Below are 14,294 nucleotides of genomic sequence, written 5' to 3'. Positions count from 1 at the left end.
GAGTTTAAAACCTAAAAAAATATTTGAAAAGTTATCAGACATAAAAACTTGCACCAAACTACTTTATGAAAACATGGATAAATTATAGCTATGTTAAAAATCTCTTATATTCTCGGCAATAATTCACACTTCCAGACTAGTTACCTATATTCCATAAACTAATCAAAAAGAAGTCCTACTACTGATATTTTTGAGAAATACAAGACAAGCTTATTGAAGTCCTAAGGTAATTTAGATATTCCAATAATAATAAAATACTACTCTCTATTAATAGAAACAAAGTTTCATCGAAGTTGAGATCTCTTGAATTTTATGGGATTTTGTCACTGGTAATTTATCACCTATCTAAGAAATTATTAATTATAATTATTGGGTCTATAGATACGTCTCTTTCTAGCTTAAGTAAGACTCATAGCGGTCAAAACTATAGTCCTGAATACCCACATTTTAGATGGGTTTACTTTAATCTTCTACATAAGAAAAAGATACCGAAGGGCTATACAGCCCCTTCTGATGCCAGCATTAACTACTACATAAAAATAACAGCAGGGAGATAATAAATTTAAGGGCCAAGCCCATATTTATAAGAAAGCCCTACTGCCAAGTAAAAATCATTGAATTATCTGGAATTACTACCTTTTAGGGGTATTTTCCTGCAAGTCTTATTTTTCTTGTTCTTGGCGGCGGCGATAGTTCCAAGCAACCAAGGTGAGATAAAAGACACCACCTGTAACTACAATAATTAAAATGAAAGCTACTAGGGCCAAAACATTGAGTAATGGAGTTCCCAACATGCTTTTACAGTCCGTTACGTCCCCAAACTACCATAGCAATTGACCATGTGAAAATAGTTAGTAGGGAAACCCAACCTAGTGTCAGAATCATAGTAGTATTTTTGTGTAAATGTACAAAACGACTTCCATTTTAATCATACTGGTTATATTTGAATGTTTTACACAATTCGAAATTTAGAACCTCCAGTTACCTAATTTGAGGCCAAATAAGATAAATACAATAATATCTTTCCATATCCTTTATTATTAGAGGTTGGTATTTGATATTTAATCAAATTTACTTACAATTGTTCTTACAGAATACTTTCAGTATTATCTCAATATTAATATTAATTATACTATCGTTAAACAAAAAAATATTTACCATTTGTCTATATACCACTCAGTGAGACTATATTTTAATCGTAAAAAATTAGATAAATAGATATTATTATTTGAACTATTTCAGCCTCTAAGCATTTTAAATATTTGATGACAATAGATACTTAAAGATTCTTCTGCTGTTATATGATGCTAGTACTTTTAATTTAGATAAATACGAGAATAATAGCGTAACAGCAAAAAATCTTTTCTGCTAACTAAAAATTTAAAGATTCACCATGTTAAATTGTACATAAGTATTTTATAAGAATCTGTATATTTCCTACATATTAAAAAATTATCAGGTACGAGTAAATGCTAAACCCTAATTCCAATGTAATGATAACAATGTTATGATGCTATTTATATGATGACTTTATAAATTTATAGTGCAAAATCAAGATTATAGGCTCTAAACTAGAGTATTCTAGCTCAGACTAATACCATATTCATTTGCTAAACAAATCCCCTAGGCCTTTAATTAATTTTAGACAATCTTCAAGACTACTCTTCATCAACAAAAAACTCAGCATTGTTGATATTATTGCTCTGTGTATAAACGCCAATATTCCAAAAGAGTTGTATTATCTCCATACTTATTATACCAGTACTAGAACTCAATGCTATTAGTATCCCAAATGGGATTTTAATGGATTGTAAATTAAAAAAACTCAGGGACACAAGCGTGTAGTTTTGAACTGATACAATAGCTATCAATACTATCCAGAAAGCTATAATTATAGATGTAATTATATTAGTAATGGTCATCATTAAAATTTTACTCATCAAACACCTCTTAGATTAATAAGATATTAGAAGTAAAGCATAAGAAATGATATCCTTTCCAATCAGAATATTATCTGTAATTACCAGTATTTCTTAACCAATATAAAAAGTAACTATATGTTAAAAGTATCAGTCCTTAGAAGTATTAGTTTGTAGTTATTAATAAAACAGTCATATAGAGATGAGAAGGTTAGCTCTTGTGTTTAGGTTTTAGAATTTTTTCCAATTTTTAGCTTGATAAATACACCAATGGATTGATTGAGGAATAACTCAGGGTTTAATTTGACACTCTGTAGTTTTACTTATCATGTAAAGTTTAGTTTCAAATTTCGTCAAATTAAAGTTTGATAACCTAATTATAGAAGTCATCAGATGGATCACTAAAGCTTCCTATCTACCTGTGATTAACTTTTCTTTTATTCACATAAATATGGGATTTTAGTCCCTAAAAAACATTCTCATAAATTAAATTTGATTAACTCAACTATCAATTCTTAATTATCAGATAAAATTAACTTTAATTATTTCTCTTATGGGGCATGATAATCTTATCATAACTATGATGAAGGCCTAGAAAATTTTAAGATCTGTAAAAATTCTGTACTAATTAACTAATACTTTCTGATCCAGATTAGCATTGACAACAAATTCTTAAAAATTCTCAATTGATTTTTTTACTTTGAGATAAACCAATTCTTTGACTATATAATAAGGGTGATTTAGGTTTTCCTAAACTAATTTTTATCGAAAAGCATTATATTACTTACATTAAGATGCAGTTATATAATGCTTTTCACTGGTGCCGGTGTTCAGACTTTTTGATTTTCAAGCAGGCAAATTTCCCTTGACCTATTAATGAACCTTAGTCAATATTATTTATCTATCTTTGACTATGAAGTAATTGCCCCCTTTATATAATAAAATACTGATAAATGGTAATTATTCAAACAATACAATTTTAACTAAAATGATTAGAAATCCAAGAAAATAGCTCAGACTGTAAAAAAAACATCAAAATTTGCAGAACTACTAGTAAGTAAATAATATCTGCTGCTATACAAATCAAAAATTTAAGAATTATAGATTATATCGATACTTTTCCAATTATTTGATTTAGTAATAAGCCATTCAAAATCAGCAAAAAAACAGGCGCATTTTGTCTAAGCACCTAAAATTTTACATTATCCTTGGCATCTAGATTCTAAGTTCCAATTACTCTTAGAGAGATTGACTTAAACACTTAGAATTCAGTTTAAACTTTAGTAATGAGATGTACTTGCATTGAACTTTTATGTGATTTACTGACTAGCTTTACTTGGTAGTTTTTGTTTTCTTATTAGAAGTTTTATCTGATTTGGGATTTGCAGTAGTTGAAGATTTGATTTTCCTACGCGTATTTTTTTGCGTTGGAGTTTTATTAGCTAACAATTCTAAAGCTTTGGCTAAACTAACCTCCTCAATAGTTTGTCCTTCTGGAATACTGACATTAATCTTGCCGTGCTTAATATAAGGTCCATAGGGACCATCGTAAATGTTAATTATTTCTCCATCTTCTGGATGGGCTCCTAACTCCCGCAATGCAGTTTTAGATTTACTATTACTTCGGGTCTTTTTTGGCTCAGATAATAGTTCTAGTGCCCTTTCCAGGGTAACCGTTAACACATTATCTTCCCCTTTCAAAGAGCGATAGTCTGGCTTTCCTTCAACACCTTTTTTATTGACCACATATGGACCAAATCTTCCTAAACTTGCTTGAATAGAGGCACCTGTTTTTGGGTGATTGCCCAATGTTCGAGGAAGAGATAACAAACCCATAGCAATTTCCAGGGTAATATTTTCAGGGGTTACACCTTTAGGAAGAGAAGTTTGTTTTGGCTTTGGATTTTCCTCAGTTTTTTCTCCTAACTGTACATAAGGACCATAGGGCCCAATAAGTACATAAATAGGTTCTCCCATATCTGGATGTTTACCTATTTCATCAGGACCAGCTGTTTTCTGCTTGAGAAGAGTTTCCACTTTTTGGGGATCAAGCTCCGAAGGAGTTAAATCTTTTGGGATAGAAGCTGTAACAACTTCCCCACCATTATCCTTTTCTATATAAGCTCCATATTTGCCAATTCGGACTTTTGCATCTAGATTTTCTAGTAAAACGGTCCTAGCTATATTTCCATCAATTTGACTTTTTTGTTCTTTAACTAACGGCTCTAAGCCTTTCTCGCCTAGGTAAAAGTCTTTTAAATAAGGCAACCAGGGAACTGCCCCCGTAGCAATATCATCTAGGGTTTGCTCCATTTGGGAAGTAAAACTAGGACTAACAATATCTGGAAAATATTTTTCTAGTAAGTTACTAACAGCAAAGGCTGTGAAAGAAGGCACTAGCGCATTATTAACTAACTGAGCATAACCTTTATCAGTAATAGTGCCAATAATACTAGCATAAGTGCTAGGACGACCAATACCCTCTTTCTCCAAAGTCTTCACTAATGCTGCCTCTGTGTATCTGGCAGGGGGTTGAGTTTCATGTCCTACTGCTTCTAAAATATTACATTGGGGATTTTCACCAATGGTTAGAGGAGGCAAAATAACTTCTTGATCTTCTATTGCAGCTTCGGGATCATCAGAACCTTCCACATAAGCTCGTAGGAATCCTGGAAAATCAATCCGCTTACCAGAAGAGCGGAAACCAGCATTCCCCACATCTAATTGAACAGAAATAGTGGTTTGTCGCGAATCAGCCATTTGACAGGCTACTGTACGCTTCCAAATCAGTTCATAAATCTTCAATTCTCTGCCATTTAATTTAGTTTCTTGAGGCGTACGAAAAGTGCTACCTGCAGGTCGAATAGCTTCATGTGCCTCCTGTACACCTTTAGATTTAGTCGTATATTGCCTTACCTTAGTACTTAAATATTCCTTGCCATATAGTTGTTTAACACAACTGCGTGCTGCCGTAATTGCTTGTTCTGACAAATTTACTGAGTCTGTCCGCATATACGTAATATAACCCTGCTCATATAAACTCTGGGCAATTCGCATAGTATCCCTAGCAGACAAGCGTAGTTTACGGTTGGATTCCTGTTGCAGAGTGGATGTAGTAAATGGTGGAGCCGGTTTACGGACAACTGGACGCTCATCAATCTCTTTGACAGTCCAAGTTTGGTCTTGTAGATCATCTTTTAGTGCTTTTGCTTCGCTTTCAGAGAGCAAAACTACATTATTTCCAGCAACTATTTTTCCAGTTTTGGGGTCAAAATCATTGCCAGTTGACAATCTTATCCCTTCTAAAGTTACTAACTGGGACTCAAAAAACTGACTGGAATTATTTTGTTGATTGGTAGTAAATAATGTTGCTTTTAAATCCCAGTAAGAACCTTGATGGAAACTACACCTTTGTATTTCCCGTTTTACCAGTAATTGTACTGCGACTGATTGAACTCGCCCTGCAGATAATCCCCAGGCAATTTTTTCCCATAATAGTGGTGAGAGAGTATAACCTACCAAGCGATCTAAAATACGTCTAGTTTCTTGAGCACGCACTAACTTCTCATCAATATCACGGCAATTATTTAAGGCCTTAGTGATCGCATCTTTGGTAATTTCATGGAATACCATACGTTTTGTAGGAATTTTGGGTTTGAGGAGTTGATACAAATGCCAACTTATGCTCTCACCTTCTCGATCTTCATCAGTTGCTAGAATCAATTCTGAAGCTGTTTTCAATGCTTCTTTCAATTGGGCAACAATTTTCTTTTTATCCTTGGGTATAACATACAGTGGCTCAAAATCTGATTCCACATTAACTCCCAATTTTGCCCATTTCTTCCCTTTTATACTGCTGGGAATATCACCAGCCGATTGGGGCAGATCACGGACATGCCCCATGGAAGCTTCTACTTGATAGTCTTTGGGCAAGTAGTTGCGAATGGTACGAGCTTTGGTGGGAGATTCGACAATGACGAGAGTTGGCATGGAAGTTTTAGAAAAAATAGCAGCTAGACTCAAAATTGGATTTTGAGATTTATAGGGGTAATTACAATGGCTAAGCGTTGGAAACAAAGAAATATGATTTTATCCTGACATGAATATCACCACTGTTTGAATCCAGTTTATATCCATCCATGGATAGGTCATCAACTAAGTTTTATACTATATCTAAAAGATTTTGCGTTGATTTAGAGTTTAAATCGTAGATACTAGGTATTTCCATAACAGTCAGCATAAGAAATAAAAGTATTTTGAAAGTAGAATTAGGAACACAACTATAATTTCTATTTCCAAATAAATATTTCAATCTTTAACTTATACCAATCATATTAATTTGCGGCTACTAGATAAAAATTTCCTTTTTATCTCAATACAAATATATTGGTTTTAAGCAATTTTGGAAGCAACACTAATTTGAGAAAATTTAATTTTGACTTTTAGACTTTTTCAAGCAGATATTATGGTATTCGTTAAGTAAAAAATGTATCTTAAAGTTCCAATTTACAAAGCTGTTTACAGACAATTACATTAGAACTCCCTTCCCTAAAACTTGTGCTAGGATAGGGCATAGAGAATTAAGTTCGGCAGTAATGTTCTTGTTTTGTTTAAGATTGCAAGCGTCTCTCCGGATCAACGTCTCTGCATCATCAAATTCTGGAGAGTTTCATGTCAATTTACGTGGGTAATATATCCTACCAAGTTACAGAAGAAGATTTAAATGAAGTATTTTCCGATTATGGTAAAGTTAAAAGAGTACAAGTCCCAATGGATAGAGAAACTGGTCGCCAACGTGGCTTTGCCTTTGTAGAAATGGAAACGGAAGAAGAAGAAACTGCTGCCATCGCAGCTTTAGATGGTGCTGACTGGATGGGTCGCACTATGAAGGTCAACAAAGCAAGACCCCGTGAAAATAAGAACAACCGCTCAGGCAACGGAAACTGGGGAGACTCGGGGAATAGTAGATTCTCTAGGAGTTACTAGTATTTTCAGTAAAATTCAGTAAGCAATGTAGTATCTTAAACCTCCTTGATAATAATAACTTATCAGTGCAAAATTGAAACAGTTACAGCGTACCAGTAGAAAATTGCTCTACTAATTTGCAAGCAGGCAGGTCAGTAGATAACCTCTCTGCTTGTTGCTTCATATTTTTAAAGACTGTACTTATTAATCCTGGGCACCTGTGTTTCTTGATATCTCTACCAAGTTTCAGTGTTTTATTTTGCCGAGAGTAAATATTATCTTCCTGATAAAAAGAATAATATATTCGCAGAAGTTTCGAAAGAAGCAATAAAATTAACTCAGCTAGTCTGAATATCCAATAGCCAAAACCTATATTTCATGGATTTCGCCAATTTTGCCTCCCAACTGAATACAGGGACAATTTTGCCAGAGGGTATAGTAATTATTACTCTCCTGGGGGTTTTAACTATAGACCTAATTGTAGGAAGTACATCCTCACGCTGGATTGGGTATTTAGCGGTAACAGGTTTGTTTGCAGCAATTGTGGCTCTATATTTTCAATGGGATAACACTAATCCTATCTCCTTTGGTGGTTCTTTCAATGCAGACAACTTCGGCATTATTTTTCGAGGTATTGTAGCTTTGTCTGCTGCTATCACAGTTCTAATCTCTATTAGTTACATTGAACAAAGTAAAACAGCATTAGCAGAATTCATTGCACTTTTGCTAACTGCTACTGTAGGAGGAATGTTTGTCTCCGGAGCTACAGATCTGGTGATGATTTTTATCTCTCTAGAGACTTTGAGTATTTCCTCTTACTTGATGACTGGTTATACCAAAGGCGATAACCGTTCCAACGAAGCTGCGTTAAAATATCTACTAATTGGGGCTGCTAGCACCGGAGTATTTCTTTACGGAGTATCTCTACTTTATGGTCTATCTGGAGGAAAAACTCAACTAGATGCGATTGCATATGGCATTTCCAATGGTCATTTAGGTCAATCCTTAGCTATTGTTATTGCCTTAGTATTTATGACTGCAGGCATCGGTTTCAAAATTTCTGCTGCACCTTTCCACCAGTGGACACCAGACGTTTATGAGGGTGCACCCACACCAGTAATTGCCTTTTTGTCTGTAGGCTCTAAAGCAGCAGGATTTGCCCTCGCCATTCGAATCTTAACTAATGTGTTTCCGTCGTTAGTAGAGGAATGGGAGCTTGTATTTACTACCCTCGCCGTATTAAGTATGATTTTGGGTAATGTGGTTGCCCTTGCACAAACCAGTATGAAACGTATGCTGGCTTATTCATCTATTGCCCAAGCAGGATTTGTAATGATTGGCCTAGTTGCAGGCACAGAAACAGGATATGCCAGTATGGTATTTTATCTTCTGGTTTACTTATTTATGAATCTGTGTGCTTTTACCTGTGTAATTTTGTTCTCCCTACGCACAGGAACAGACCAAATTTCTGAATACTCTGGCTTATATCAGAAAGATCCAACTCTAACCTTCGGTCTAAGTATTTCTCTATTATCCTTAGGTGGTATTCCTCCACTTGCTGGTTTCTTTGGAAAAATTTACTTATTCTGGGCTGGCTGGCAAGCAGAGCTTTATGGCTTAGTTGTGTTGGGATTAATTACCAGCGTTGTCTCCATATACTACTACATTCGTGTGGTCAAAATGATGGTAGTAAAGGAACCCCAGGAAATGTCGGAAGTGGTTAAGAATTATCCAAAAATCACCTGGAATCTCCCAGGATTTAGACCTTTGCAGATTGTACTAATAGTAACTTTGATTGCTACTTCCATTGCTGGGATTTTATCAAATCCCTTGTTTACTTTGGCAAGTAATTCCATTACCCATACTTCTATGTTCCCAAATAGTATGGTGGAAATAACTCAACTTGGTGGAATTGGGCCAAGTACTACAGAGGAATTATAAGTCTATTAACTAGAGGATATTAACTTAAGGGGAGGTGATCACATCACCTCCCCTCCACTTTCATAGCTCTGAGGTATTTTCTTAGAGATTTGTCTTATAGCTATAAGCGTTATGGAGTAAGTGTATACAAGTTGGCTGGGGTTGCTCAATATCACGATACTTTTCCAGTATAATCTAAAAAAATAGAGATAGTATTAAATATAGCTAGTCGATTATAAACATGAAACCATCAACATAATTCCAATGATGCTTTTTCAGATGTCTTAAGTTATCGGCTAACTAAAGTTATTAAGCCAAATAGAAAGCATTTTAAGAAAGAAGTTAAGCACTTACAATATTAAAATCTCTATGAAATAAATAACAGCTTTTAGTTGAGAAAGTCATACAAGGATTAAAAACAAATCATACAGAAACATTGTATGATAGGAAGGGTAGATTTGATTTTTTCAGAAAATAGTTTATATTAATAGATACAGTTTAAAATAATTTTTCATTATTATAGTAGTCTCTAAGTTTAATACTATTCCAATATTTCTTGTCAATAGTGCTTTATAGTTATATAACTTTTAGGTTTTTACTAATTAGATTTATTGCTAACTAGGAAGTACTTTTTATGAGTTCCAAAAATACATGGTTGACTTTGAGTTAACTCAATCACACAATAGCCAATATGTTAATGGTCAATTCTTATGGGTTTGTTTAGCAAAGTCATTATTACAAATAGCTATTTTTCTTGAGAATAAATCTGAACTATATTTTCTCGCAGAGAATTATCCAGCCATTACTTAAGAAGTTAATATCTTTATTTTTTAGGCTTTTTACAGTGTACTTAAGTCAAGTCACAATTTAATCCAAAGTCAATCATTGGTCTTTGATTAACTAAATGTATATGCTCTGCTTAAGACCTTGCTAGTAGCTATACTCTATTTTGGATACTCATCAAAAAAACCTTTTTAATATACCTTATGTATTGAAATATATAAAAAAACTAGGAATTATCTTGTACCTGTTTTGAGGTGGGAGCAGTAACAGAAACTGTCAAAATAGAAGTGGAAATAAGAGCTAATGATGCAGAGGGAACATCTGGGAGTCTTGGTATAAGTTAAGAAATATCTGTAGAAGTATCATTAGTCACAGGTTGAGTGATAGCTTCTATTCCTACATAAAGACTGTAATCACTTTCATCGACCTGCAGCGATGTAGTTACATCAATTTTATATTCACCATCAACAGGTAATATTCCTTGGTAAAAAGAGGAATTTTCAGATGTATTCTCTATTAGCTGATCATTTGGAGCTAAAAAATTAAAGTGTACTCCGCTTTCTTGTGCCAACATTACTGTGATTTGCTGTCCTGTTTGACCTTGAAAGGTATAACGAATCAGTTGATTCAATGTGATGCTACCATTGTCTTTAGCTGTATTAGAAGAATTGAAAATAAGACGCTTGAACTTCTTCTCAATGGGTGGTTGTTTCACAATTATAGGGGTTGGTGTAAAACTTTTACTAATACTAGGTAAGGAAGAAGTTTGGAGTGGTTTATCACTAATAGGTTGATTATTTTTTTGAGTGCGGATTGAGTGTACCAAAGCCCAAGAGCTCAATCCTGACAGAACTACTATAGTTGCACCAAAAGCCCCAAGTATCAGGGGGGTATTTAAAATAGAAGTTAAGGAAGCAGGAATAACTGTATTATCTCTAGCTAGAGGATTTAATCTCACACGATTAGGTTTACGATTTGTGACACTGGATTGAATCTCAGATATATTCATATTGATTATAGATATTTCCTCCACTACTTCTATTATTTCTGCTAGCTCTACTACATTTTGATAGCGTTCACATTGATGATAACTCAACATCCGATTCAGCAATTGGGAAAACTTTGGATTTAAGGTAACCAAATCTTGCCAGTTGTAAGTTAATTTCTGCTCATCAAAAAGTTCTGGAGGTTCTTTCCCTGTTAATAATACAATTGCTGTCATAGCCAAGGAATATAAATCGCTACTGGGGTATACTTTTCCCATCTGAATTTGTTCTCTAGGAGAATAACCTAATTTACCTATATAGGCATTACAGCTTGTGGTAATAGGATATTGTAAGCGACTAGCTAATTTCTTCACCAATCCAAAATCAATTAATACTGGTAATTGATCACTATCACGTAGGACAATATTTTCTGGTGAAATATCCTGATGAATAATACCTTTTCCATGAATATAAGCCAGTACTGGCAAAAGTGACTTCATCAGATGAATTGCTTCAGTTTGTGTGAATACACTACTATTAGCCTGACGTTTGTCTAATAAAGTTCGGTATGTTTTCCCCTCAATATATTCATTTACGAAAAATAACCGTTGGTCTTGTTCAAATTGTTCCCGTAATTGTGGTAGCTGGGTATGTTTTATTTGATGTAAAACCTCAGCCTCTCTACAAAATAAATCTCGTGCCTTTTGCCAACTGGAAGCACTTATCGTGGTGAGAATTAATTCTTTGAGGATACATAATTCATTAAGTCGCCTTTGGTCTTCTATCAGATAAGTTCTTCCAAAACTACCCTGACCAAGAGTTTTGATGATTCGGTAACGATTCTGGAAAATTGTGCCAGTGGTAATTGGTGATTGCATTTTTGATTGATTGTAATAATCTAGAGGGAGGCAAACAACTAACCGGAAAAATTTTTCTTTTTTCTAAAAATCAGTCAAACTCAAATTATCTTATTGACATTTTGTGAGTAGAAATGAATCAAATAAACCTTTATAACAATAGCTTAAAAGCTCAAAATAATCCTTGCATCTTTATCAAATCTAATCTAGTGAAATCTTTTAATCATAGGCTTATTGCGGCAAGTTTATGCTATTCCACAAAATTCTTCATTTTTTGAAAAGTCAGGCTTCATCTAGGTCAATTACTTCATGATGTTATTTCAGATATAAATAGAATATTTATACATTTTTTAAAAGCTAAGGCTAGGTATCCGATTGTACATATATAATTTATCTTGTCTTTAATAGTTTCTCAATTAATATAAAATTAACTATTAGTTAGTATTGAGTTCCCCTTTTCATTTTCTATTGTAGTCATTTTTACTTACAGGGAGTATAGTTATTTTTTATGATGACACAATAAGTGCTGAAGTCTCAGTTGCTAGTTCATCTGATTAGAGTGGGTGAGGGTAATTTTCCTATCATCCATATCAATAGGCTTACAAACCTAAATCTGTATTTTAAAACTCTAATAATCTCATTAGGGTTTGTATTTATCAGTTGAGATATCTAGAAACTTAGCATAAGGTATTTATCCAAAGCTCATGTAAAGAAAATTAATTAGTCGTATGGAGAAATGTTGCAAATTTTTATGAAAGCTTCAATAGAATATATAAAAAGTATGACCAGATTATTCCGGTTCAACCTGTCAGGTGTTTAATGAGAAGATTGCCACGAATGCACATCGAGGATATGCTGTGCTAAATTCTGCAACTATGAAAATGCCATCAGCAGCAACAGGACTGACAGAGAAACACCGCCTGAGGCTTTTTTCTGGCTCTGCCAACATGCAACTTTCTCAAGAAGTTGCTCGTTATCTGGGTCTTGATTTAGGGCCAATGATTCGCAAGCGATTTGCAGATGGGGAACTGTATGTTCAAATCCAGGAATCAATCCGTGGTTGTGATGTTTATTTGATTCAGCCAAGTTGTAATCCTGTGAATGGCAACTTAATGGAGTTGTTGATTATGATTGATGCCTGTCGTCGTGCTTCTGCAAGGCAGGTGACGGCTGTACTACCATATTATGGTTACGCCCGTGCTGATCGCAAAACTGCTGGAAGGGAATCAATTACGGCCAAATTGGTAGCGAATCTTATTACCCAAGCTGGAGCTAATCGAATTTTAGCAATGGATTTACACTCTTCCCAAATTCAAGGGTATTTTGATATACCGTTAGATCATGTTTATGGTTCGCCAGTAATAATTAATTATTTGGCAAGTAAAAAACTTTCTGACATTGTAGTTGTATCTCCGGATGTTGGCGGTGTAGCTAGGGCTAGAGCATTTGCTAAAAAGCTTGATGATGCCCCTCTAGCCATTATTGATAAACGTCGTCAGACTCATAATGTTGCTGAAGTGTTAAATGTCATTGGCGATGTTAGAGGCAAAACAGCTGTACTCGTCGATGATATGATTGATACTGGTGGAACTATTACAGCAGGAGCTAAGTTATTGCGGGAACATGAAGCGCGACAAGTCTATGCTTGTGCCACCCATGCAGTATTTTCTCCTCCAGCAATTGAACGTTTATCTAGTGGTGTTTTTGAGGAAGTGATTGTCACAAATACTATTCCCCTTCTAGAACGTAAGCATTTTACACAATTAACAGTACTTTCTGTGGCGAATTTATTGGGGGAAACTATCTGGCGAATTCATGAAGATAGTTCTGTAAGTAGTATGTTTCGTTAGTCAATTAATAAATACTATTTTCTAATTTGAGGGGTTAAGGGTTAGGTATGGTAAGGCTTGTCCAGCCCCTTTTCTCATTTAAAATGAGTGATTAATTGGTTCTGACAGTGACTTACTAGTATCTAAAGTTGTAGGTATTAAGACGATTGTGGATGTTGACATAAAATTCTATTGCTTAGAAACAAAATAACCAAATTAACCGTTATTTTCCTGAATCTATTAGGTAAATTTAATTAAATCATCTATAGGGATGAAGGTAATAGTATTCCTAATAATAGTAATATGACTAGGGTCTGATTTTATCAATTAAACTTCCTTATCAAATAGAGATATTGCATATATATATATCAATGTGTAGATAAAATAATTATATTCGTGAGTATAGTATTCAAGCAACTATAAAATTACTTAAATACCTAACAATGCTTATTTATAAGCTACTTGAATATAAACCACCAACATTTAATTTTATTCAATCATAATTACTATTTAAGAGAATATACAATCTAAATTTTTATCTCTTCCAAAATTAGATTTATTATTTGGGATTACGAAAAATTTATTTTTTTTCAACTATCATAATTTTTATAATTTGTTAGGTTATAATTTTCTCCTTATTATACACCACGAAAAAATTTATTTTTTCTATCTTTATATTATTACCTATGATTATATATATTCTTTTCATAGGTAATAATATATGAGTTGGGCTAAGCATTTGGTTTTGATTCTTCGTTAAAATTTTAAATTAGTGTTTGATTTCTTATCATTTCTTATACATAAATATATTTTTTATAATTTTTTTTAGACCAGATTGATGTAATTATCACTTGTATTTTCTAATTACATTTTTTTCCTACCATATAGCTGTTTTCTCTGAGTCTTTACTAATTTCTTCAAATAAAACTGCTAAACAGTCTTCAAACATGGAATTGTATAAATATATTCATTTTCTCAATTAAGAAATATTTAGTATAATTCTATTTTTAGAAAAAATAATATACTTAAGCTTAA

General features: G+C 33.6%; 7 protein-coding genes. 3 read left to right on the top strand and 4 right to left on the bottom strand.

Annotated elements, in window-relative coordinates; all coding sequences use genetic code 11:
• Nucleotides 1-662: 662 nt before the first annotated feature.
• From RINTHH_RS11400 to topA, 3 genes are all read right to left on the bottom strand, one after another.
• On the bottom strand, nucleotides 663-794 hold the full coding sequence (locus tag RINTHH_RS11400; RefSeq protein WP_008235738.1) for a hypothetical protein: 132 nt from the start codon (nucleotides 792-794) through the stop codon (nucleotides 663-665).
• A gap of 4 nt (nucleotides 795-798) precedes the next feature.
• Nucleotides 799-885, bottom strand: coding sequence for a cytochrome b6-f complex subunit PetN (petN, locus tag RINTHH_RS10550; protein WP_081606249.1), 87 nt, complete (start codon nucleotides 883-885; stop codon nucleotides 799-801).
• 2,366 nt (nucleotides 886-3,251) lie between these two features.
• Nucleotides 3,252-5,909, bottom strand: a complete 2,658-nt coding sequence (gene topA, locus RINTHH_RS09245) for a type I DNA topoisomerase (RefSeq protein WP_044304979.1) — start codon at nucleotides 5,907-5,909, stop codon at nucleotides 3,252-3,254.
• A 681-nt stretch (nucleotides 5,910-6,590) separates the two neighbouring features.
• Between topA and RINTHH_RS09240 the strand changes: the two genes are divergently transcribed.
• Together RINTHH_RS09240 and RINTHH_RS09235 are read left to right on the top strand one after the other, a co-directional pair.
• On the top strand, nucleotides 6,591-6,905 hold the full coding sequence (locus tag RINTHH_RS09240) for an RNA recognition motif domain-containing protein (RefSeq protein ID WP_008235736.1): 315 nt from the start codon (nucleotides 6,591-6,593) through the stop codon (nucleotides 6,903-6,905).
• Between the two features lie 357 nt (nucleotides 6,906-7,262).
• Nucleotides 7,263-8,825, top strand: coding sequence for an NAD(P)H-quinone oxidoreductase subunit N (locus tag RINTHH_RS09235; RefSeq protein ID WP_044304978.1), 1,563 nt, complete (start codon nucleotides 7,263-7,265; stop codon nucleotides 8,823-8,825).
• Nucleotides 8,826-9,927: 1,102 nt separating this feature from the next.
• Here RINTHH_RS09235 and RINTHH_RS09230 read toward each other — a convergent pair.
• A complete protein-coding gene (locus RINTHH_RS09230) occupies nucleotides 9,928-11,451 on the bottom strand; it encodes a serine/threonine-protein kinase (protein ID WP_008235734.1) in 1,524 nt (507 codons plus the stop codon).
• An 854-nt stretch (nucleotides 11,452-12,305) separates the two neighbouring features.
• Here RINTHH_RS09230 and RINTHH_RS09225 point away from each other — a divergent pair.
• Nucleotides 12,306-13,280 (top strand): ribose-phosphate pyrophosphokinase, encoded by a 975-nt coding sequence (locus RINTHH_RS09225; protein ID WP_044304995.1) that lies wholly within the window; start codon nucleotides 12,306-12,308, stop codon nucleotides 13,278-13,280.
• Nucleotides 13,281-14,294: the final 1,014 nt, after the last annotated feature.

The sequence above is a fragment of the Richelia intracellularis HH01 genome, assembly GCF_000350105.1.
In the GTDB taxonomy this organism is placed as follows: Bacteria; Cyanobacteriota; Cyanobacteriia; order Cyanobacteriales; family Nostocaceae; genus Richelia; species Richelia intracellularis.
The sequence above is the reverse complement of the archived record's forward strand: the minus strand, read 5'-3'. Positions and strand labels throughout refer to the sequence as shown.

Bases quoted from the DNA above. Each gene is read 5' to 3' on its own strand.
- petN (WP_081606249.1), bottom strand. From the start codon at position 885: ATGATTCTGACACTAGGTTGGGTTTCCCTACTAACTATTTTCACATGG.
- RINTHH_RS11400 (WP_008235738.1), bottom strand. From the start codon at position 794: ATGTTGGGAACTCCATTACTCAATGTTTTGGCCCTAGTAGCTTTCATT.
- RINTHH_RS09235 (WP_044304978.1), top strand. From the start codon at position 7,263: ATGGATTTCGCCAATTTTGCCTCCCAACTGAATACAGGGACAATTTTG.
- RINTHH_RS09225 (WP_044304995.1), top strand. From the start codon at position 12,306: ATGAAAATGCCATCAGCAGCAACAGGACTGACAGAGAAACACCGCCTG.
- RINTHH_RS09240 (WP_008235736.1), top strand. From the start codon at position 6,591: ATGTCAATTTACGTGGGTAATATATCCTACCAAGTTACAGAAGAAGAT.
- topA (WP_044304979.1), bottom strand. From the start codon at position 5,909: ATGCCAACTCTCGTCATTGTCGAATCTCCCACCAAAGCTCGTACCATT.
- RINTHH_RS09230 (WP_008235734.1), bottom strand. From the start codon at position 11,451: ATGCAATCACCAATTACCACTGGCACAATTTTCCAGAATCGTTACCGA.